We start from the raw sequence: 20,921 nt of genomic DNA, 5'->3' as shown, positions 1-20,921 counted from the left end.
AGAAACGTGTGAGGCGAATGGTTCGAAAGGCGCTGATCTGCCTATGTTTACTGGTTCCTTTCGGGGGCAGTGCGGCGCTGGCTGATGCGGGCTTCAACCGTTGGGTTGAGAGCTTCTGGCCTGAGGCGCGCAGTGCTGGTATTTCGCGTAGTCTGTACCAGGAAGTGTTCCGTGGCATGACGCCGGATCCTGATGTGATCCGAAAGGCAGAAGATCAGCCGGAGTTTACGCGTGCGATCTGGCAGTATCTGGATTCCGCGGTGTCAGACAAGCGGATCGAAAACGGCCAGCGCATGTTGGATGAATGGGGCGATTGGCTGGACCATATCGAGCGGAAGTTCGGCGTGAGCCGGTATGTTGTGGTGGCTATTTGGGGCATGGAAAGCTCATATGGGCAGGTTTTGGACAATCCGAGTATTGTAAAGCCGACCATTCGCTCTCTCGCGACCTTGGCATACAAAGGCGGCAAGCGATCGCGCTTTGGGCGCACCCAGCTGCTTGCGGCTTTGAAGATACTGCAAAACGGCGATGTGGCTCCCCATGACATGATGGGGTCTTGGGCCGGTGCCATGGGTCATACCCAGTTCATCCCGACAACATATCTGGCCCACGCCGTTGATGTGACCGGCGATGGGCGTCGGGATATATGGAACACGATTCCGGATGCCCTGGCCTCTACAGCTGCGTATCTGAAGGATTCCGGATGGGACGCTGGCAAAACCTGGGGTTATGAAGTGGAGTTGCCACGGGGCTTTGACTATACGCTGGGAGATATGCGCTCCAAGAAGAGTCTGGCGCAATGGACACGGCTCGGCATTCGGCGGGTCAACGGCTCTGCGTTTCCGAGACCTGGGGATCAGGCTGTGTTGTATCTCCCTGCGGGTGCTCGTGGGCCAGCCTTTTTGATGCTGGATAACTTCCGGGTCATTAAGCGCTACAACAACGCTAATGCTTACGCGCTGGCTGTTGGTCATCTGAGTGATCGACTTCTTGGTATGGATGAGTTCAAGGCATCATGGCCGCGGGATGATCGGCCGTTGAAGTCGGATGAACGGGCCGAAGTACAAAGCCTTTTGAATCAAGGCGGGTTTTCTGCCGGAAAGGTGGATGGAAAGATTGGCCCTAATACCAAACGGGCCGTTATGGCCTACCAGAAATCAAGGGGGATGACGCCTGACGGCTACGTTTCTCTTGACTTGTTAAGACGCTTGCAACGAGACTTCTGATAGGACGAGCTCCGGTACACCATGAGGGTGTGCCGGAGCAATCGTACTCAGTTGGCTGGATTTGTTGATGCGTTACTCTGCGGTCTTTCGCGTGCTTGCCGTGGCCTTGTGCTTTGCTGTTGCTGAACCGATTATCGTAACGGAAGCACACCATGCCTATGCTCAAAGCCGCGATGGTGGATCGGGAGGCGGATTCCTCTCCAAGTTCTTTGGCCTTTTCAAGCCGAAAAAAGAAACCAGAGAAAAGAAGATTCAACGTCGATCTCCTCGGCGTACCACGAAACGTCGCAGCAAACCGACGCAGCCTCAGCCGGTTGCTCCGCGCATCAATGAAGAGCCCAAGAATGAAGACGCAAAGGTTCTTCTTGTGGTTGGCGATGATGTTGCGCGCGGTCTTGCAGATGGATTGCGGGCTGTCTACGCAAAGACACCCTCAATACGTGTTGAGAAGTTGGTCTACGCCAAAACCGGTCTGGTGAAGGACAAAAAGCCGGACTGGCCTGAAGATGTCACCAAGACGCTGTCTGAACAGGATGTCGGGCTTGTGGTGATCACGCTTGGTGCCGAAGACGACAAGGCGTTTCGTTTTGGCGATCAGACCTTGCCGTTTCAAGGCCCGGACTGGATGAAGGAATATCGATTCCGAGTCGCATCGCTTGTAGCGTCGGTACGTAATGAGCAACTGCCCATGATCTGGGTGGGTCTTCCCCCGGCGGAAGACTACCAGAAGACCGCAAGCTTCAGCTTTCTCAACGACTTGTATATGGAACAAGTGGAGCCTTCCGGCGGCATTTTCGTCGATATCTGGAATGCCTATTTGGATGAAAACGGCGTTTACACAAGTCACGGACCTGACATCAACGGCAAGCGGAAGCGGCTGCGGGATCGCGACGGCGTCTACTTCACATGGGATGGGTATCGCAAGATGGCCTTTTTCGTGGAACGTGAGATTGCGCGGGTGTTCGGCAGCGCAAGTGCCTTTATTTTTGAAGGGGTTAAGGACGACCCGAATTTCATGGTCCTGACTGGTCGGTTGACCTCACCAGAGAAAAAACTGATCTCAAATGCTGACGAGAAGCCGGAGCCGGTGCCCGGTACACCTCAGTACAAGCTTACCGTGTCGGGGGCAGACATGCCACGTGTGCCCGGACGTGTGGACGAAGATCGGTGGCCGGTTTTTTAACTCGCGCCTCCCTGTACCTATCCTGTGCGTAAATGCACTTAATTCTTATTGCTCAGACCCCATCAATGGTGTGTTTACGTTATTTCGCGCATGATCGGCAAAACTACTCCTTAAGATATCAGGAAAGCCCGGAATGCCGACAACGAGCGAAACGAGCCTATTCCAGTTTTCGATTGTAGGAAAATTCGTTGTGATCGTGCTTCTGGCCTTGTCGATCATGGCTGGCGGTACGCTGTTTTCCTTTCATAATATTTATACGGCTTTGATGTCTGCCGATTTTGCCGGCAATGCATCTCAGCGCACCAGCAATCTTATCATTCAGCAGCTGGTCTATATTGCGGCGGTATGTACGCCGGTAGGAGTTGCGTTTCTGGCGCTTGCGATCTGGCTAGGCCGGGGGATCATGGTATCCCTCAGCCAGCTGCGCGAAGACCTGGATTCGCTGGCGCACGGGGAGCTGGATACAGCTATTTCCGGCACCCGCCGTGGTGATGAGATCGGTGATATTGCCCGTTCCGTCGCAACGTTTCGTGTGATCCTCCAGGAAAAGGCGGAAGCCGATGCGAAGGGCCGTATGGAGCAGGAACTGCGTCTGGCTGAAGAACGTGAACAGGCACTGCAGGCTGTTGCTGTCAACTTCGAAGAGACGGTTGGCGCTGTGGTGACCGAACTGATGGAAATCAGTGGCACAGTGGAGCGGCGGTCTCGCGAGCTGGATGAAAGCGTGCACAACGCGGCAGAAATCATGTCGTCATCACGTGTTGCGGCCCGTACCACTCAAGACTCAGTCAGTGATATTGTGGAGGCTGCAACGGATATATCGTCCTCCTCTCAGACAATTGGGACGGAAATGGAACAGGCTGCCGGGTTTGCTCGGGAGGCGGTTTCCCATGTTGAGGCGACTGATGAAATCGTGCGGCGGTTGGCCGAAAGCGGCAAAGCCATCGGTGAGATTGTTGAGCTTATTGACCAGATTGCCAGTCAGACCAACCTGCTGGCGCTGAATGCCACGATCGAGGCCGCGCGGGCCGGCGAAGCAGGGCGGGGCTTTGCGGTTGTTGCCAGCGAAGTGAAAACACTGGCAGGACAGACCTCCAAGGCAACAGAGGATATTGCAGCGCAGGTACAATCCGTACAGTCGGTGACGGATCAAGCTGTTGATGCCATTGGGTCGATTGGGGAGACGATCAAACAGATCAGCCGCATTTCGGAGAATATCAACGTTTCGGTAAGTGGACAGCGGCAGGCGACGACAGACATCTCGCGCAATCTGGGGAGCGCACACGAAACAGCTCGCCGGGTCGCGACCGACATGGACGGACTTGATGAGAGCTATGCGGGCACCAAGAATGCGTCTTCCGACTTGCATCAGGTGGCTGGCAAACTTGGATCCGTCTCCAGTCAGCTTGGTGATGCGGTCGCCTCGTTCTTGAAGACGGTCAAAGCGGCTTGAATACTGCAGGCGCACCACAGTCAAAAAGCGCGGATCCGTGAGGGCCGCGCTTTTTTCTTGAGCTTAGGATCGAGGTGCTGATACGCCGATCCTTGTTTTCTTTCGGTCGCGATTACCGCGGCAGGTCTGAGTGGCCGATCAGGAACTCATCGATTGACCGTGCCGCTTGGCGTCCCTCGCGAATGGCCCAGACAACCAGAGACTGGCCACGCCGTACATCACCGGCTGCGAACAGGCCCGGAATGCTGGTCTTGTAGTCGTCCGTGTTGGCCTTGACGTTGGTGCGTTGGTCCAGCTCCAATTTGTCGCCCGTTTCCTTGATGTAGGTGTTCATCTCGGGGCCTGAGAACCCGATGGCGGCGAGAACCAGATCCGCCTTCAGGATGAACTCACTTCCTTCAATGGGCACGCGCTTTTCGTCCACTCGGGCACACTTGACGCCCGTCACTTTGCCGTCTTCGTCTCCGATGATTTCCAGAGTTGCGGCTTGGAACTCACGCTCCGCGCCTTCGGCTTGAGAGGAGGATGTGCGGAACTTTGTTGGCCAATATGGCCAGAACTTGAACTTGTCCTCCTTGACCGGCGGCATGGGGCGAATATCCATTTGGGTTACCGACAAGGCCCCCTGACGGAACGACGTGCCCACACAGTCCGAGGCGGTATCACCACCGCCCACGACGACTACGTGCTTGCCTCCTGCCCAATAGGGCGTTTCACTGGACACATCTTCCCCACCCACGCGGCGGTTTTGCTGAACCAAGAACGGCATGGCGTACATGGCGCCGTTCAGGTGCATGCCCGGAATGCCCGGGTCACGTGGCCTTTCTGCACCTGCGCACAGGAGGGTTGCATCGTGACGGTCGTGGAGTTCTTCCAGTGTAACGTCTTTTCCGATTTCGCAATTGTAATGGAAGACGACACCCTCGGCTTCCATCTGCTCTACCCGGCGATCGATGTAGTGCTTTTCCATCTTGAAGTCCGGGATGCCATAGCGCATCAGGCCGCCTGCACGAGGTTCACGTTCATAAATGTGAACGGTGTGTCCAGCGCGTGCCAGCTGCTGTCCCGCTGCCATGCCTGCAGGTCCTGAGCCGATGATGGCGACGGTCTTACCGGTCTTGTGGGCAGCGGGTTCCGGTTTGATCCAACCTTCCTTGTAGGCCCGGTCGGCAATCGCCTGTTCCACCGTTTTGATGGATACGGGAACATCTTCAAGGTTCAGCGTACACGCTTCTTCACAGGGCGCCGGACAAATACGGCCCGTGAACTCGGGGAAATTGTTGGTGGAATGCAGATTGCGGGCTGCTTCTTCCCAATCTCCCTCATAGACCAGATCGTTCCAGTCCGGAATCTGGTTGTTCACCGGACAGCCGGTCGGGCCGTGACAAAACGGAATGCCGCAATCCATGCAGCGGGCCGCTTGTCGTTGAACTTCCTGCTCCGGCAGCGGTACTGTGAACTCCCGGAAGTGACGAATGCGATCAGAGGCCGGCTGGTACTTCTGTTCCTGCCGATCGATCTCCAAAAAGCCAGTTACTTTACCCATCTGGTGTTCCTTTATTCCGCTGCTGCCAGACTCAGACGCGCTGCTTCCATTTCTTTCAGCGCGCGGCGGTACTCGACAGGCATGACCTTCACGAATTTCGGACGCCATTCCTGCCAGTTGTCGAGGATCATCTTGGCTTTGGACGAACCCGTGTACTTGACGTGGTTCTGGAGAATTGTGCGCAGACGCTCGTCGTCGTGGCGTGTCATGTCTGCCGACAGGTCAACGCGGCCCTTGTGCTCGATATCGCCGCCATGGTGATGCAGCTTTTCGAGCAGGTCATCTTCCTCGGTGACCGGTTCGATGTCGACCATCGCCAGATTGCAACGGGAAGCGAAGCTATCGTCTTCATCCAGAACGTAAGCCACACCACCGGACATGCCGGCTGCGAAGTTGCGTCCGGTCTGCCCAAGAACAACCACGACACCGCCTGTCATGTATTCGCAGCCGTGGTCACCCACGCCTTCGACAACAGCGGTTGCGCCGGAGTTGCGCACGGAGAAACGTTCGCCCGCTACGCCGCGGAAATAAACTTCACCGTTAGTCGCACCGTACAGGACCGTATTGCCAACGATGATGGAGTTTTCCGGCACGATCTTGCTGTTTTCCCGTGGGCGCACGATGATGCGGCCACCAGACAGACCCTTGCCGACGTAGTCGTTGGCGTCGCCCTGAAGGTCCAGCGTGACGCCCCGCGCAAGAAACGCACCAAACGCCTGACCGGCCGTGCCTGTCAGCGAAATGTTGATGGTGCCGTCCTTCAGGCCCTTGTCGCCGTAGCGTTTGGCAACTTCACCGGACAACATAGCACCGGCAGACCGGTCCACACTGCGGATCTCGGTGCTGAAGTTGACCTGTTCCTTGCGCTCAAGTGCCGGTTCGCACTTGGCGATGAACTGACGGTCCAGAATGTCATCAATAGGATGCTTCTGAAGCTCGCTCCACCGGCTTGCCTCTTGCGAGGCGTCAGGGCGATAGAACAGACGGGAGAAGTCAAGACCCTTGGCTTTCCAATGGTCGATCGCCTCGCGCTGATCAAGAATGTCTGCTCGTCCGATCAGATCATCCAGCTTGCTGTAACCCAGAGCGGCCATGAGACCGCGCAGTTCTTCTGCGACATAGAAGAAGTAGTTGATGACGTGTTCCGGCTGGCCCTTAAAGCGCTTGCGCAACACAGGGTCCTGCGTGGCGATGCCGACCGGACAGGTGTTCAGGTGGCACTTGCGCATCATCAAACAGCCCGACGCAATGAGTGGCGCCGTGGAGAAGCCGTATTCGTCCGCGCCCAGAAGTGCGCCGATCAGAACATCACGACCCGTACGCAGGCCGCCGTCGACCTGCAAGGCGACGCGGGAGCGCAACCCGTTGAGGACCAATGTCTGCTGGGTTTCCGAAAGACCCATCTCCCACGGGGAACCGGCGTGCTTGATGGAGGTGAGCGGCGATGCCCCTGTGCCGCCATCATAACCGGAGACGGTGATGTGGTCGGCGCGTGCTTTGGCCACACCGGCCGCAACTGTTCCAACACCGACTTCAGAGACCAGCTTAACCGAGATGTCGGCGGCTGGATTCACGTTCTTCAGGTCATAGATCAGCTGAGCCAGGTCTTCGATCGAATAGATATCGTGGTGTGGTGGCGGCGAAATCAAGCCCACACCCGGTGTTGAGTGACGCACCTTGGCGATCACCGCATCCACCTTGTGACCCGGCAACTGGCCGCCTTCGCCGGGCTTGGCACCCTGGGCAACCTTGATCTGGATCATGTCAGAGTTAACAAGATATTCCGCCGTCACGCCGAAGCGGCCTGAGGCCACCTGTTTGATGGCTGAGCGTTCCGGATTCGGTGAGCCGTCCGGAAGCGGGTTGAAGCGTTCCGCTTCTTCACCGCCTTCACCGGTGTTGGATTTGCCGCCCAGCTTGTTCATGGCCACAGCCAAAGAGGCGTGAGCCTCACGCGACAAGGAGCCGAAGGACATGGCGCCCGTCGAGAAGCGCTTGACGATTTCATGCGCCGGTTCAACTTCATCGATGTTGATCGGGCGGCGTCCCAACTCTTCCGCGGACTTGATGCGGAACATGCCCCGGATGGTATAGCGACCGTTTTCTTCATTCACCTGTTTGGCGAACTCGAGGTACTTTTCAGGCAGATTGTTCCGGACCGCATGTTGAAGGGTCGCGATGCTGTCTGGTGTCCACATGTGGGTTTCGCCACGGACACGGTAGGCATAGTCCCCGCCCACGTCGAGAGAACGGCGCAGAACCGGGATATCTTCAAAAGCATCGCGGTGGCGGCGAACCGTTTCTTCCGCTACTTCCGACAGGCCCATGCCTTCGATCGTGGTTGCCGTGCCGAAGAAGTACTCTTGGACGAACTCCGAGCTCAGTCCGACCGCGTCGAAAATCTGGGCGCCGCAGTACGACTGATAGGTCGAGATGCCCATCTTGGACATGACCTTGAGCATGCCCTTGTTGATGGATTTGATGTAACGCTCGACAACCTCCTGCTCGTCCACTTCCTCAGGGAAGTGCATTTCAAAATGCTTGGAGCGCAGGGTTTCGAACGCCAGATACGGGTTGATTGCCTCGGCACCATAGCCTGCAAGAACGCAGAAGTGGTGTACTTCGCGAGCTTCGCCCGTTTCCACCACAATGCCCACTGATGTGCGCAGGCCCTTGCGGATGAGGTGATTGTGAACCGCAGCCGTTGCCAGCAAAGCCGGGATGGCGATGCGAGCGCGGGAAATGACGCGGTCCGACAAGATGATGATGTTGTACCCGTTGTGTACGGCTTCTTCAGCTCTTTCACAAAGGCGATCAAGAGCGCTTTTCATACCATCAGCACCGCGTTCGGCGGAGTAGGTGATGTCGAGCGTTTTGGTCTGGAACTGGTTGTCGGCCATTTCCCCGATTGCACGGATCTTTTCGAGATCGGCATTGGTGAGAATGGGCTGTCGTACTTCCAAGCGCTTGGAGGTCGCCAGACCTTCCAGATCAAACAGGTTCGGTCGCGGGCCAATGAACGAAACGAGGCTCATGACTAGCTCCTCGCGGATCGGATCGATCGGCGGGTTGGTCACCTGTGCAAAGTTCTGTTTGAAGTATGTGTAGAGCAGCTTGGACTTGTCGGACAGCACCGATACCGGAGTGTCGGAGCCCATGGATCCCAGAGCTTCCTGGCCAACGGTTGCCATCGGTTCCATCAGGAACTTGATGTCTTCCTGTGTATAGCCGAATGCTTGCTGGCGATCGAGCAGGGTTTCACCTGCAACGGGCGCGCGCTCACGTACCGCTGGCAGGTCTTCCAGCACTATCTGTGTGCGGTGGACCCAATCCTTGTAAGGGTGGCCCGTGGACAGTTCGCGCTTGATGTCCTCGTCGGAAATGATGCCGCCTTTGTCCAGATCGATCAAAAGCATGCGTCCCGGCTGAAGGCGCCATTTGCTGACAATCTTTTCCTCCGGAATGTCGAGTACACCAACTTCAGAGGACATGATGACAAAATCATCATCCGTGACGACGTATCGGGCTGGCCGCAGGCCATTCCGGTCCAACATCGCGCCTATCTGGCGACCGTCGGTGAAGGCAACAGCTGCCGGACCATCCCATGGCTCCATGAGCGCGGCGTGGTACTGATAGAAGGAGCGTCGGTTTTCATCCATCAGCGGATTGCCGGCCCAGGCTTCCGGAATCAGCATCATTGCCGCATGCGCCAGCGGATACCCGCCCATGACGAGGAATTCCAAGGCGTTGTCAAAGCAGGCCGTGTCAGACTGACCTTCGTAAGAGATTGGCCACAGCTTGGAAATGTCATCGCCGAACAACGGTGAGGAAACAGAGGCCTGACGAGCGGCCATCCAGTTGACGTTGCCGCGAAGGGTGTTGATTTCGCCGTTATGGGCCACCATGCGATAAGGGTGTGCCAGATCCCATGAGGGGAAGGTGTTGGTGGAGAAGCGTTGGTGCACCAGCGCCAATGCCGAGGTGAAACGTTCGTCCTTCAGATCGTCGTAGTAAGCGCCCAGCTGATAGGCGAGGAACATACCCTTGTAGACAATGGTGCGGCTGGAGAAGGAAACGATGTAGAAGCCTTTGTCTACGGCGTTGCTTTCCGCGCGAACCTGATTGGAGATGACCTTGCGCGCCACGAACAGACGGCGTTCCAGACCGTTTTCGTCCTTGGTCGGATCAAAGTCGTCAGTTGTCACGAATAGCTGCCGGGACACCGGCTCCGTGGCCGCTATGTCTGGCGCTTTGGACAGAGACGAGTTGTCAACCGGGACATCACGCCACCCGAGGATCTTGAGACCTTCGTTCTGACAGTAGCGCTCGATGATGGTTTCGCACTGGGTACGCAGGCCGTCATTCTGGGGCATGAAAAAGAAGCCCACACCGTAAGCACCCGCCTGCGGCAATTCAAAGCCCAGCTTGGCGCATTCTTCCTTGAAAAAGGCATGGGGGATTTGCGTCAACATGCCGGCGCCATCACCCATGAGAGGGTCGGCACCAACTGCACCGCGGTGCGTCAGGTTCTCAACGATCTGCAGCCCACTCTTGACGACATGGTGGGACTTTTCGCCCTTCATGTTGGCAATAAAGCCAACGCCGCAAGCGTCATGTTCCTTGCCCGGGTTGTAAAGGCCCTGTGTGGCGGCAGTGCGGAGTGTGTCCTTAACTGTGCCTGTTGTGGCACGGGTCTTATTGATATGGCCCCCACTATTTTGCACTGTCTGTCCTCCTGTCCTCGCCATAATTGGCCTCACTTTCAGTCACTTACTGCCTCAACAGAGTCAGGTCTATCGTTCGGGTCGCGTTCTTGTTCGACGCGGCTCGTTCGAAGCCCAGGCACTGGTGCCACGGATCTGTCGAATGAAGAGCGGATCTCCACCTTGTAGAGCCACCCTGATCCGGAGTTGCCTCCGCTTGTCCTATCCACGTAGCGGCTAGCGCGCATTGCGATAGATCGCTCCGCCGGAACTTTTTCTGAAGTCCCGCTCTGGTGTTTTGCTTTGGTAAATATAGCGCATCGCGTTCTCTGAAGAAAACGTGAGCAGCATTCTCGCGCCATATTTTATAAGGGACAGCAGTGCTGTCCTATCTCAAGCTGGCGCAAGATGCCAGATTTCGCAGTGCAGAGCAAGCAAGAAGTTCTGGCCGAAGGTTGCAGTTCTTTCAAGCTTTTTGAAAGATTCGTCGAAATTGCGCGGTGTTTTAAAGTTTATCGCAACATTCTTTCGCAAGCCTGTCTAGTCGCGTGAAGACTTTCTTTTCCTGTCTTGGCTCACCGTATTGTAACAGGCCTTTGATTTCCTGTTGAGTACGAAAATGGCCACAGTCCAACTGCGAGCGAGAAAGTCAAATTCAGAGCTACGCAAGACTTACAAGGAGATCCCCATGAGCAACAAAGGTCTATCCGGAGCAGTTCTCGCCAGTGCTGTGGCAGCTGCCGTAATGTCCGTCAACGCGCCTACTACCGCGCAGGCTCAGGCAAAGGAGAAATGCTACGGCGTTTCTCTGGCTGGTGAAAACGACTGCAAGGCTGGCGCTGGCACCACCTGTGCCGGGACATCCACCGTCGACTATCAGGGTAATGCCTGGACATTGGTGCCTGAGGGCACCTGCGAATCCATGGAACTACCTGACGGGCGCACCGGATCACTAACGCCCTTGGACCGCGACCTGCCTGAGGCATGAGCCGAACAGAACTATAGGGGGTGCGGCGTGTGTCGTCCGCATCTCCTGCTTTGATGAACAGTGTGGAGCGGGATACCATGGTCGACCAACAGAGAGTGAATGCAGCTGTGCCCCATGCTGTGGGCGTTAGTCTCAAGGCCGATCACTACCGGCATATTCTGGATGTTAAGCCAAGCCTTGGTTTTTTCGAGGTTCATGCTGAAAACTACATGGGGGCGGGTGGCCCGCCGCATGCCTATCTGGAGGCGATCCGAGCACACTACCCACTTTCGCTACATGGTGTGGGTTTGTCCATCGGTGGGCCGGTTCCTCTGAACACGAAACACCTGGCGCGCCTCAAGCAGGTACATGATCGCTATGAGCCCGGACTGTTCAGTGAGCATCTGGCATGGTCTACCCATCAGCCAGCCTACTACAATGATTTGCTGCCCCTGCCTTACACAGAATCGACGCTGGATCAGGTGGCCGCACATATTGATCAGGTTCAGCAAATGCTTGGTCGCCAGATGCTACTTGAGAACCCCTCAACCTATGTGATTTTTGAAGACAGCACGCTTGAGGAAACGGAGTTCTTGCACCGCGTGGTAGACCGCACTGGATGTGGTTTGCTGCTGGATGTGAACAATGTGTTTGTGTCGGCAACCAACTCGGGGCGGTCGGCTGATGAGTACCTCGCTGCGTTTCCAGTAGACCATGTGGGAGAGATCCATCTGGGGGGGCACGCACCAGATGAAGACGAACATGGCCATACTCTGCTGATTGACGCCCATGACAGGGCTGTGGCAGATCCGGTTTGGTTGCTCTTCCAAGGTCTCGTGGAGCGCATTGGTGCAAAGCCGACATTGGTTGAATGGGACGCAGATGTCCCGGCTTGGCCCGTACTTCATGAGCAGGCCGTCAGGGCACAGCAGATTCTTGACAATAGTGCAGGGCAAGAGGTGCTCCATGCAAAGGTCCGCTGAACAAGTCCTGCGCGATTTCTCCGCAAATCTGACTGCGCAGAAATTTGAGGTTCCTGCCGGTGTCATGGGCAGAAATGGAGCTGTATCAACCCGGCGTTTTGAGGTTTACCGAAATAATGTGCTGAGCAGCTTGTGTGATGCACTGGCCGCGAATTTTCCTGCGATACAACAGTTGCTGGGAGCGGCCTACTTCCGAGCTTTGGGGGTTGAGTATGTACGCCATGCACCACCAACCCAGCCTGTGTTGTCCGAATATGGCAGCGACTTTCCGGCATTCTTACGCGCATTCCCGCCTCTTCAGGCCTATCCGTACTTGGGAGATGTTGCGGCACTGGAATGGGCGTGGCTACGTGCCTACCACGGGGCAGATCAGGTTTGCACAGCGCTGGAAGACCTTCGAGTCGTTGAACCAGAAGTGATCCCACTGGTGCGGTTTCAAGCCCATCCAACCGCGCAAATCATTTCGTCTGGCTATCCGGTCCACGATATCTTCCGCAAAAATCGAAATATTGAAGGGGAGGGCAGTCGTGAGAGCGGGCCTCAACACGTTCTTGTTGTCCGCCCGCAGCTTCATGTGACAACCCATGATATCCCGCAGGACAAAGCGTTTTTCTTTAACTGCCTTGCCTCCGGCGCGGCGCTTGGAGAGGCAGCTGAGGCAAGTCTCTCGCAGTTTAAGGGGTTTGATCTGGAGCAGGCCCTTGCGTTTTTGTTGCAAGTAGGCGCGCTTGCTCGAGTCGCGTCCTGCCCTATCGAATTCAACCAACGAGCAACCGGGAGGTAGCCCCATGACTGGAATTTTGTCCCCCTTTGTGCGCCTCTACGTTGCTGTTTTTGGTGTTGTCGAGCGGCTTGCTGGAGATTGGTTTTTGGGTTTAGTGGCTCGTTTGGTTTTTGCCAGCGTGCTTTTGTTGTATTTTTGGAAGTCTGCGCTGACCAAAATTGGAGCAGGCTATGCCGGGTTTCTTGAGCCGACGGCGGGTGTATATGCGCAAATCTTGCCTCAAGTTACGGAGCAGGCCGGATACGATATCTCTCAAATAGCCTTTTTCCCGTATGGATTGATTGTGTTGCTGGGGACGTGGGCCGAATTCGCGCTGCCCGCACTGATCGTTGTGGGGTTGTTCACCAGAGTCGCGAGTTTGGGCATGATTGGGTTTCTTGCTGTGATGACCTACGTTGACATTACCGGTCATCACGTAGATCCCGGCACGATTGGCGGATTTTTCGACAATGCGCCGGGCAGTCAGATTGCTGATCAACGCGTGATGTGGACTTTCCCCTTGCTTTATCTTGTCGTGCGCGGGCCCGGTGCGGTGTCGCTTGATGGGCTTTTCGCCAAGCGCTTGAGACATGATTGAAATATCAAGTGGCACACGGTCAGATCGTGAGTTTTAACTTGCCTCGCGTCTGGTCGATGGTATGCGTAGTTCATGATTTTTTCGAGTGATAACTGGGCAGGTGCCACAGACGCCGTAATGGCGGCTCTGGCTCGCCATACAAGTGGGTTTGCTCCAGCCTATGGCGTGGACCCGCTGAGCCGCTCTATTGAAGCGAAGTTCAACGAAGTATTCGAGCGCGAAGTTGCCGTGTTCCTGGTGTCTACCGGTACGGCGGCCAATTCTCTCGCGCTGGCAAACTATGCCAAGCCGGGCGGGGTCGTTTTCTGTCACAAGGAAGCCCATATCGTCGTTGACGAATGCGGTGCCCCCGAGTTCACCACTGGCGGTAACAAGCTTTTTGGCCTACCGGGCGATGCGGGAAAGTTCACACCGCAGGCGTTGGAAACTGCACTGAAGGGCTATCCTGAAGGTGTTGTTCATCATGGCCAACCCTCTGCTGTTTCCATTACACAGGCTACTGAGGTCGGTACGCTTTATACACCGGATGAGATTGCGGCGATCAGCACTGTCGCCAAAAGTCGCGATTTGCCGCTCCATATGGATGGGGCGCGGTTCGCCAATGCATTGGTTTCCCTCGATATCAGTCCTGCTGAAATGACCTGGAAACAGGGCGTGGATGTTCTTTCTTTCGGGGCGACAAAAAACGGTTGCTGGTGTGCGGAGGCAGTGGTGTTCTTCAATCCGCAAGACGGTGCCGGTTTCGAGTTCTTGCGTAAACGCTCCGCACAACTGTTTTCCAAAAGCCGGTTTATCTCAGCTCAGTTCGAAGGCTATTTTGAAAATGATAGCTGGCTCGAAAGTGCTCGCCATGCAAATGCGATGGCTTTGCGTTTGGCAGAGGGTCTCAGCGCAGCTCCCGGCGTGGACCTGCCTGTGACCCCTCAAGCAAATGAAGTGTTCCCTGTGATTCCACGCGCCAAGGCGGCTGTATTACAGGATGCTGGGGCGAAGTTTTACGAGTGGCCAACGGATGACTTGCCAGCTGACCGGATGATGATTCGTCTGGTGACTAGCTTTGCGACAACTCCTGCCATGGTTGATGATTTTGTCAGCCGTTTCTAGTTGAAAAAGAGCGCTTCCATTCAAGAGGGCCTCTCTAGCGGGGCCCTTTTTTATGGTTGTTACTTGCATAAAAAAGCGCCCCGCCTGGGAGAAAGCGGGGCGCTACGGAGAGGTCTGACCTAGCTAGGGGGAGGAAGTCAGACTTTCAGGTTCTTAGTGAGCGGTAGTAGCGGATGATCCTTCGATCTGTTTTACGTCATCCTTTTGGCCGGTTTTGATTTCGATCTTGCGAGGTTTCATTGTTTCGGGCAGTTCGCGAACAAGATCAATATGAAGCAGGCCATGCTCCATGGAAGCGCCGACAACCTTCACATATTCGGCAATCTGGAACCTGCGTTCAAAGGCGCGCGATGCGATACCGCGATACAGCACTTCTCGATCTTCCGGCTCCGGGGCTTTTTCGCCCGAGACAGTAAGCACATGTTCCTTGGCTTCGATCGTCAGTTCGTCTTCACTGAAGCCAGCGACGGCCATGGTGATGCGATAGGCGTTTTCGCCTGTGCGCTCAATGTTATATGGGGGATAAGCTGAAGTCTGATCGCCATTCACATTGTCGAGCATAGAAAATAGGCGGTCAAACCCGACAGTGGAGCGATACAAGGGGCTGAGATCAAAATGACGCATAGTCTTGTCCTCTTTGTTGAGCAACTGACATGGGCCGTCGGCGAGGCGCACGACCCGCGTTTCATATTTGCAATCAACCCGTTATGGCGTTGATTGCGATTTACTGCAGACCCGTGTTGGCGTCTGTGACATTGATTTAGTAAGTGCGGAGGGGCTTTCAAGAGGGATGTAGTCAAATACGTTAAACTACATAATTCATTTGTCGCCACCAATCTGAATGAGCGATGAACAATGGCTTCGCCGCAGGTTCAGATCCGGCCCGTTAGGGTTGCTTCATCAATCACATAGACAGATGGAGCGACGATATGCTGAAAACCAAGATGACTCTTGCTGCTGGTGCTGTTTTGATGGGTTTGGCGGTTTCTGCTCCCCAAGTACAGGCCGGAAGCTGGTCCGTGACGAGCAGCTTCGGTTCTGCGGTTTATTCCGGACAAACTCCCATGCTTCAACAGGTTCACCATCCACGTGGGTGTGAGATGAGCCGCAAGCAGATCCGTCGCAGCCTACGGCACCGCGGATTTCGCAAAATCAAGTTCGTTCGGGAGCGCGCGAACAAGTACGTTGTGCATGCACGCGGCCCTCATCGTGAAAAGGTGCGGTTGGTTGTTGGTAAGCAGTATGGGCGGATCTTGCGTTACAAGGTGAGGCGCCATTGGCGTTGAGGGTAAGCCCTTTGCCGATCTGCCTGTCCCAAGGAACGCAACCCGCAATCAATAGGGTTGCGCCTTCCGGCCCTGCAAGGCTATCACCATAAACCATGATCAGGGTGCAGTGGGGCGTGGATGCAGCTTAATTCGATGGATGGGAGTCCGGAACCCTTCGGAGCGACCTGCGGACTCATGAAAATGAGCGATGGGATCAACATACGTTGGGCTCGCTGGGCACCCACTGACAATGGCGTGAAGGGCACCGTGACCCTTGTTCAGGGGCGGGCGGAATTTATTGAAAAGTATTATGAAGTGATCTCGGACCTTCGGGCACGAGGTTTCTACGTCTTTGCTTTTGATCTTCGCGGCCAAGGAGGCTCACAGCGTTTGCTTGGCAACGTTCACAAGGGTCACGTCAGTTCGTTTCAACGTTATGTTGATGATCTGCATGAGATTCTGGACAGAGCCGTCTTGTCCGACCTGCCGGGGCCACACTATCTACTCGCGCACTCCACGGGTGCGGCCATCGTCATGACGGCCCATCAACGACTGCGAACGCAGATTGAGCGGGCTGTCTTGTCGTCACCACTGGTCGAGCTCAATATGCACGCAACCGCTCTGAAAGCCGCCCGAACGCTGGCAGGCGGGCTGGTGGCTGTTGGGTTGGGCGGAAGCTTCGTGCCTTTTGGCACGCCGTGGTCCGCGTTGCCATTCGACAACAATCCACTCACGTCGGACGCGGTGCGATTTGCGCGCACACAGCATTGGCTGGAAATGTTTCCAGAACTCTCGATCGGGTCCCCAACCGTTGGATGGTTCTGGACCGTAAGCCGTGCGTTGAAGCGATTGCAAAAGCCAGAGTTTGGGCTCGCCTATTCAGTGCCTTCTCTTGTTATTACGGCGGGGTCGGATGCTGTCGTTTCCTCGCGAGCGTCAGAGGCAGTATGCCGGTCTGCTCCCATGATGGGGCATATCAACATCAACGGTGCGCACCATGAGATCTTGATGGAGCGCGACGCCTATCGGGCCCAGTTTTGGGCTGCATTTGATGCGTTCATTCCGGGTTGTGCTTAAGAAGAAGCGTCAGGCACTCGGCTGAGCTTTTTCAAAAGGGCTTCGTGAAGCCTTGGATCGCCACAGGCGACGATACGGCCGCCTTGAGTAGCATCGCCACCCTGCCAGTTTGTAACCACGCCACCTGCGCCTTCAATGATCGGGATAAGCGGCATGATGTCATAGATCTGCAGGCCGCTTTCCACCACGGCATCGCAGCGCCCGGAAGCAACCATGGCGTAGCCATAACAGTCCGTGCCATAGCGCACATGTTTGGCTTCGCGTTCAATCGCATCATAGGTCGGCTGTTCCTCTTCCGAAAACAGCTGTGGTGCGGTCGTCATCATTATCGCGTCGGGGATCGCGGTGCAGGATCGGGTTTTCAGTGTGCTGCTGCCAAGCGGTCCGCTATGCCACGCTTCAGCACCCGTGCCCCAGAACCGCTCCCCAGTATAGGGCTGGCTCAGCATTCCCAAAACAGGCCTTGCATTGGCCATCAAACCAATGAGGGAGCCCCAAAGCGGTATGCCTGTGATGAAAGCTCTAGTGCCATCAACTGGATCAAGCACCCAGGTATGTTCAGCGGTATCGTGTTCTCTGCCAAACTCTTCGCCAATTATGCCATGCTCCGGATAATGCGCATTGATCAGCGCGCGGATTGCTTTTTCTGCGTCCCGATCCGCAACAGTGACCGGATCAAAGCCGCCTTCCAGCTTGTTGTCGACCTGAACGGGGCGCCGAAAATGAGACATGGTTTCTTTGTCCGCCGCATCGGCGAGTTCGTGCAGGAAGTCGACAAGCGAGGAACGAGACGAGGGAGAGAGAGACATAGGGGATCCATGACGCTTCGGTGAGTGTGGCATCAACCTACTGGCGAGGGAAGAGGCTGGCAACTCGTTTTTGGGCCTTGGATGACCGGGTGTTGATGCAGATTGGTGTGGTGAGTCCGTGAAGATGGGATAGGCCGCTGCAAACAAACCAAGAGTTGCTTAGACGCCTTGTGGTGTCGGATTTAGGGGGCCCATAGAAATCAGGGTTCACCATAGGTTCTAATTGACTTTGCTGCACTGCAATGTTGTTATTGTGCGGCGCAATCAGGTGATTGTGCGCCGCCCTCCTTGGGCGTTTCCTCCCTAGACTCAAGGCCGTCCAAGAGGCGGCCTTCTTTTTATTCAGCCGCGAGGGGTTGAGATCCGGTGTGCCCCAAGTCAATGCTGGTCAGCTGGCCGATAAAGCGAGTGAGAACACGGCGGACCAAAGGAAACTGTTCGCTGGGCACATGCGCTTTCTCGTCCATGTAAAGCGCTCGGTTGATCTCTATTTGCAGGGCATGAATGTTCTTCTCCGGGCGCCCATAGTGCTCGGTTATGAAGCCGCCAGCGTAGGGTAAATTGCGCCCGACAGAAAACCCAAGATCGGTCAGAAGGTCGGCAGCGGCATTTGTAATGGCCGGATTGCAACTGGTGCCAAAACGATCCCCCAGGATGAAATCCGAATGTATGGGTGCACCTCGAGATTGGGTCGTGGAGGGCATGGAATGGCAATCGATCAAAACCGCAACGCCGAATAATTCGCGCACGCGAGCAAGGGTACTGCGAATGGCCATATGATAGGGGCGATACAAATCTTCTATGCGTTTCAGCCCTTCTTCAACGGAAAGGCGATGGCGGTAGATTTCCTTGTTTTCGTTTACTATGCGCGCAATTGTCCCAAGTCCTCCTGCTACCCTCAAGGAACGAGTATTTACATAGCTGGGGAGGCGGCCCTCAAACATTTTGGGGTCCAGTTCGAACGGCTCTCGATTTACATCCAGATAAACACGCGGAAAATGAGCCGTTATGAATGGAGCGCCAAACTCGACGGCGCTGCGATACAAATGGTCGACAAAGGCGTCTTCAGAACTGCGGATTTCTTTCTGATCGAGGCGTGAAGACTCAATGAAATCAATTGGGTAGAATCTACCGGAATGGGGAGAGTTGAAAACGAAAGGAACCTTGGGGTTCAAAGCGTTCTCAACTGAAAAGGGCGCGACATCACCCGTCTCGGTGGGCGGTTCACTGTACCCAGCAATGAGCCGCATGTGGTGGTCCCTAAAAATCTCTCCCAAGCTTCGGGCTCCTTACTCTATTGATTTTGCAGGTACAGACTATGTAGTGTCCTCACCCGAAGGTCCAGTCGATCGCTGCACACAGTTTTCCGATCTGGCACAGCAACATGGTATACTAATTTAACGTGAGAGCCGCCAATATATAGCTATTGGTTGGTTGCGAGAGTGGTCTTGGAGCGAAACGGTTGACACCCATGTCACGAATCCTGCTTGCAGAAGATGATAACGATATGCGTCGGTTTTTGGCAAAGGCGCTGGAAAAGGCCGGACATGATGTCGTGTCCTTCGATAACGGAGTGAGCGCTTATGAGCGCATCCGAGAGGAGCCGTTTGCGTTGTTGCTCACGGATATCGTGATGCCTGAGATGGATGGTATTGAACTGGCGCGCAAGGCAACCCAGTTGGATCCGGACCTGAAAGTCATGTTCATTACCGGTTTTGCTGCGGTTGCGCTCAACCCAGATTCCAAAGCTCCTAAAGATGCCAAGGTGTTATCCAAGCCGTTTCATTTGCGCGACCTGGTACAGGAAGTGGAGCGGATGCTGGCTGCCTAATTTTCCCCACCCGTGTGGAAATGAAGCCAGAAATTGAAATTAGACCTTGCACGGCTCTCAGATTCCTCTTATATGGCTTTCCACCGCAGCGAACACGCTGTGGGGGCGAACCTCTTGCAGGTTCAAAGAAGTTTAGGGCGTGTAGCTCAGCGGTAGAGCACTACGTTGACATCGTAGGGGTCACAAGTTCGATCCTTGTCACGCCCACCATTCTTCGCCGAGGTTGTTTGATCAATTTCAGCGAATTTGCCTGAAAAGTCATTACCTGCGCAGCTCAAGTGCTTGAGACTCAGCGCGGATGTCTTTAAGGGTTTTCACCAAAGGCGTTCTTACGCCTTTTTTCGTTGGCGGATCATGCTAGGTCAGGATCCCGAAAAGGCAATATCCCGACCGGGGACAGGACAATGAAGATCAAGAATTCTCTCAAGGCACTCGCAGGCCGTCATCGTGAAAACCGCATGGTGCGCCGTCGTGGCCGTGTTTACATCATCAACAAGAAGAACCCACGTTTTAAAGCGCGTCAGGGTTAAGGTGATCTGAGGCCCAGCCTCATACCAATTCTTAGAGTTGATTGCCGCATTTCGGGAGTGTACGCTCCTGAAATGCGGTTTTTTGCGTTTTCTGGTGCCGCTCTTGTGGCCGGTGTATTCATGTCAGGTTCGGTCGGGGTGGCTGCCTTTGATCAGGTGGTTGATAACCGGACGGAGAATCATGTCGTGATTGCCGCCCTCGGCTGGCCGTTGCTGGCAACAGGTGAGAGGCTGGGGCATTCGGTGCAAATGGCCGATCCCGATCTTGAGCCGCCCTCTCTGGATGATTTGGAAAGTTTCCCAGAACCAGATGGCTTTCCGGAAAATGATGCCTATCACGGAGATGGTGGGCGCGATTCAGACGCCGAGCCGCATGCTCACAGCGGTGTGGTAGATCGCTTGTTCGGTGATCTTGGCAAAGCGGAGACGCCAATTGAAGCCCGTGCCTTGGCTGCCCGCATTCAGCAACTTATGTTGCTCTCTGGAAGCCACACTGTTGATTTGTTGATGCAGCGCGCTGGAGAGGCGATGCGTCATGAAGATTACTCACTCGCCCTCGACCTTCTCGATGCCGTGGTTCGCCTCAAGCCCAATTATGCTGAAGGCTGGAACCGTCGGGCCACCGTGTACTATCTGCAGGAAGAATTCGGGCGCTCCATATCCGACATTGAGCAGGTACTGAGGTTGGAGCCGCGCCATTACGCGGCTATGTCCGGGCTGGCAATGATCTTGCGCCGCATGGATCAAAATGAGCAAGCGCTTGAAGTTTATCAGAGGGTTCTCGATATCTATCCGATGCTGGATAGCGCTCAGGAGGCTGTGAGTGAGATAGAGGCTGAACTGGGTGATGATGAGGTGTAGGATGAACGCAGCGCTGTAG

At 55.3% G+C, this 20,921-nt stretch carries 18 protein-coding genes and 1 tRNA gene; 14 read left to right on the top strand and 5 right to left on the bottom strand.

What is annotated here, in order from left to right:
• Positions 1-17: 17 nt before the first annotated feature.
• The 3 genes from G512_RS20340 to G512_RS0107515 all read left to right on the top strand — a co-directional run bounded on the left by G512_RS20340 (position 18) and on the right by G512_RS0107515 (position 3,862).
• A complete protein-coding gene (locus G512_RS20340; protein ID WP_036488981.1) occupies positions 18-1,226 on the top strand; it encodes a lytic murein transglycosylase in 1,209 nt (402 codons plus the stop codon).
• Between the two features lie 67 nt (positions 1,227-1,293).
• Positions 1,294-2,409, top strand: coding sequence for an SGNH/GDSL hydrolase family protein (locus G512_RS20335; protein WP_073833186.1), 1,116 nt, complete (start codon positions 1,294-1,296; stop codon positions 2,407-2,409).
• Positions 2,410-2,542: 133 nt separating this feature from the next.
• Positions 2,543-3,862: a methyl-accepting chemotaxis protein gene (locus tag G512_RS0107515; protein ID WP_073833169.1), complete on the top strand. Its 1,320-nt coding sequence runs from the start codon at positions 2,543-2,545 to the stop codon at positions 3,860-3,862.
• Between the two features lie 112 nt (positions 3,863-3,974).
• Here the strand turns inward: G512_RS0107515 and G512_RS0107510 are convergent, their stop codons facing one another.
• Together G512_RS0107510 and gltB are read right to left on the bottom strand one after the other, a co-directional pair.
• Positions 3,975-5,408 (bottom strand): glutamate synthase subunit beta, encoded by a 1,434-nt coding sequence (locus G512_RS0107510; RefSeq protein WP_028481187.1) that lies wholly within the window; start codon positions 5,406-5,408, stop codon positions 3,975-3,977.
• A gap of 11 nt (positions 5,409-5,419) precedes the next feature.
• Positions 5,420-10,156, bottom strand: a complete 4,737-nt coding sequence (gene gltB, locus G512_RS0107505; RefSeq protein WP_028481186.1) for a glutamate synthase large subunit — start codon at positions 10,154-10,156, stop codon at positions 5,420-5,422.
• A 643-nt stretch (positions 10,157-10,799) separates the two neighbouring features.
• On the opposite strand from gltB, the gene G512_RS0107495 reads away from it, so the two are divergent.
• The 5 genes from G512_RS0107495 to G512_RS0107475 all read left to right on the top strand — a co-directional run bounded on the left by G512_RS0107495 (position 10,800) and on the right by G512_RS0107475 (position 14,526).
• On the top strand, positions 10,800-11,099 hold the full coding sequence (locus tag G512_RS0107495; RefSeq protein WP_028481185.1) for a BufA1 family periplasmic bufferin-type metallophore: 300 nt from the start codon (positions 10,800-10,802) through the stop codon (positions 11,097-11,099).
• Between the two features lie 77 nt (positions 11,100-11,176).
• On the top strand, positions 11,177-12,061 hold the full coding sequence (gene bufB, locus G512_RS20330) for an MNIO family bufferin maturase (RefSeq protein WP_036489046.1): 885 nt from the start codon (positions 11,177-11,179) through the stop codon (positions 12,059-12,061).
• A complete protein-coding gene (locus tag G512_RS20325) occupies positions 12,045-12,845 on the top strand; it encodes an HvfC/BufC family peptide modification chaperone (RefSeq protein WP_051269072.1) in 801 nt (266 codons plus the stop codon). Before bufB ends, G512_RS20325 begins: the two co-directional genes overlap by 17 nt.
• A 4-nt stretch (positions 12,846-12,849) precedes the next feature.
• Positions 12,850-13,422 (top strand): DoxX family protein, encoded by a 573-nt coding sequence (locus G512_RS0107480; protein ID WP_028481184.1) that lies wholly within the window; start codon positions 12,850-12,852, stop codon positions 13,420-13,422.
• A 72-nt stretch (positions 13,423-13,494) separates the two neighbouring features.
• Positions 13,495-14,526: a threonine aldolase family protein gene (locus tag G512_RS0107475; protein WP_028481183.1), complete on the top strand. Its 1,032-nt coding sequence runs from the start codon at positions 13,495-13,497 to the stop codon at positions 14,524-14,526.
• Between the two features lie 153 nt (positions 14,527-14,679).
• Here the strand turns inward: G512_RS0107475 and G512_RS0107470 are convergent, their stop codons facing one another.
• Positions 14,680-15,150 carry an Hsp20 family protein gene (locus G512_RS0107470; protein WP_028481182.1) on the bottom strand — a complete coding sequence of 157 codons (471 nt, stop codon included), beginning with the start codon at positions 15,148-15,150 and terminating at the stop codon, positions 14,680-14,682.
• 305 nt (positions 15,151-15,455) lie between these two features.
• On the opposite strand from G512_RS0107470, the gene G512_RS0107465 reads away from it, so the two are divergent.
• Together G512_RS0107465 and G512_RS0107460 are read left to right on the top strand one after the other, a co-directional pair.
• Positions 15,456-15,812: a hypothetical protein gene (locus tag G512_RS0107465; protein WP_028481181.1), complete on the top strand. Its 357-nt coding sequence runs from the start codon at positions 15,456-15,458 to the stop codon at positions 15,810-15,812.
• Positions 15,813-15,995: 183 nt separating this feature from the next.
• Complete coding sequence (locus G512_RS0107460; protein ID WP_208974968.1) at positions 15,996-16,871, top strand: alpha/beta fold hydrolase; 876 nt, start codon at positions 15,996-15,998, stop codon at positions 16,869-16,871.
• Here the strand turns inward: G512_RS0107460 and hisN are convergent.
• Positions 16,868-17,680, bottom strand: coding sequence for a histidinol-phosphatase (gene hisN, locus G512_RS0107455; protein WP_028481179.1), 813 nt, complete (start codon positions 17,678-17,680; stop codon positions 16,868-16,870). The two genes, G512_RS0107460 and hisN, sit on opposite strands and share 4 nt — an antisense overlap.
• 338 nt (positions 17,681-18,018) lie before the next feature.
• Entirely contained in the window at positions 18,019-18,930 is a 912-nt protein-coding gene (locus G512_RS0107450) for an N-formylglutamate amidohydrolase (RefSeq protein ID WP_028481178.1), read from the bottom strand.
• A 221-nt stretch (positions 18,931-19,151) separates the two neighbouring features.
• Between G512_RS0107450 and cpdR the strand changes: the two genes are divergently transcribed.
• From cpdR to G512_RS22040, 4 genes are all read left to right on the top strand, one after another.
• Positions 19,152-19,511, top strand: a complete 360-nt coding sequence (gene cpdR / locus G512_RS0107445) for a cell cycle two-component system response regulator CpdR (RefSeq protein WP_028481177.1) — start codon at positions 19,152-19,154, stop codon at positions 19,509-19,511.
• Positions 19,512-19,646: 135 nt separating this feature from the next.
• Positions 19,647-19,721: transfer RNA gene (locus G512_RS0107440), tRNA-Val, on the top strand.
• 194 nt (positions 19,722-19,915) lie between these two features.
• Positions 19,916-20,041: a type B 50S ribosomal protein L36 gene (ykgO, locus tag G512_RS0107435; protein ID WP_028481176.1), complete on the top strand. Its 126-nt coding sequence runs from the start codon at positions 19,916-19,918 to the stop codon at positions 20,039-20,041.
• A 72-nt stretch (positions 20,042-20,113) separates the two neighbouring features.
• Complete coding sequence (locus tag G512_RS22040) at positions 20,114-20,902, top strand: tetratricopeptide repeat protein (protein WP_051269071.1); 789 nt, start codon at positions 20,114-20,116, stop codon at positions 20,900-20,902.
• Positions 20,903-20,921 lie beyond the last annotated feature (19 nt).

It is taken from the genome of Pseudovibrio exalbescens DSM 16456 (genome assembly GCF_000422785.1).
Classification (GTDB): domain Bacteria; phylum Pseudomonadota; class Alphaproteobacteria; order Rhizobiales; family Stappiaceae; genus Pseudovibrio; species Pseudovibrio exalbescens.
Note: the sequence above shows the minus strand (reverse complement) of the source record. Positions and strands in the feature narration are given on the sequence as shown.

Bases quoted from the DNA above. Each gene is read 5' to 3' on its own strand.
- G512_RS0107465 (WP_028481181.1), top strand. From the start codon at position 15,456: ATGCTGAAAACCAAGATGACTCTTGCTGCTGGTGCTGTTTTGATGGGT.
- G512_RS0107470 (WP_028481182.1), bottom strand. From the start codon at position 15,150: ATGCGTCATTTTGATCTCAGCCCCTTGTATCGCTCCACTGTCGGGTTT.
- G512_RS0107450 (WP_028481178.1), bottom strand. From the start codon at position 18,930: ATGCGGCTCATTGCTGGGTACAGTGAACCGCCCACCGAGACGGGTGAT.
- G512_RS0107475 (WP_028481183.1), top strand. From the start codon at position 13,495: ATGATTTTTTCGAGTGATAACTGGGCAGGTGCCACAGACGCCGTAATG.
- G512_RS0107515 (WP_073833169.1), top strand. From the start codon at position 2,543: ATGCCGACAACGAGCGAAACGAGCCTATTCCAGTTTTCGATTGTAGGA.
- gltB (WP_028481186.1), bottom strand. From the start codon at position 10,156: ATGGCGAGGACAGGAGGACAGACAGTGCAAAATAGTGGGGGCCATATC.
- G512_RS0107460 (WP_208974968.1), top strand. From the start codon at position 15,996: ATGAGCGATGGGATCAACATACGTTGGGCTCGCTGGGCACCCACTGAC.
- G512_RS22040 (WP_051269071.1), top strand. From the start codon at position 20,114: ATGCGGTTTTTTGCGTTTTCTGGTGCCGCTCTTGTGGCCGGTGTATTC.
- G512_RS0107480 (WP_028481184.1), top strand. From the start codon at position 12,850: ATGACTGGAATTTTGTCCCCCTTTGTGCGCCTCTACGTTGCTGTTTTT.
- G512_RS20325 (WP_051269072.1), top strand. From the start codon at position 12,045: ATGCAAAGGTCCGCTGAACAAGTCCTGCGCGATTTCTCCGCAAATCTG.
- bufB (WP_036489046.1), top strand. From the start codon at position 11,177: ATGGTCGACCAACAGAGAGTGAATGCAGCTGTGCCCCATGCTGTGGGC.
- G512_RS0107510 (WP_028481187.1), bottom strand. From the start codon at position 5,408: ATGGGTAAAGTAACTGGCTTTTTGGAGATCGATCGGCAGGAACAGAAG.
- G512_RS0107495 (WP_028481185.1), top strand. From the start codon at position 10,800: ATGAGCAACAAAGGTCTATCCGGAGCAGTTCTCGCCAGTGCTGTGGCA.
- G512_RS20340 (WP_036488981.1), top strand. From the start codon at position 18: ATGGTTCGAAAGGCGCTGATCTGCCTATGTTTACTGGTTCCTTTCGGG.
- G512_RS20335 (WP_073833186.1), top strand. From the start codon at position 1,294: ATGCGTTACTCTGCGGTCTTTCGCGTGCTTGCCGTGGCCTTGTGCTTT.
- cpdR (WP_028481177.1), top strand. From the start codon at position 19,152: ATGTCACGAATCCTGCTTGCAGAAGATGATAACGATATGCGTCGGTTT.
- hisN (WP_028481179.1), bottom strand. From the start codon at position 17,680: ATGTCTCTCTCTCCCTCGTCTCGTTCCTCGCTTGTCGACTTCCTGCAC.
- ykgO (WP_028481176.1), top strand. From the start codon at position 19,916: ATGAAGATCAAGAATTCTCTCAAGGCACTCGCAGGCCGTCATCGTGAA.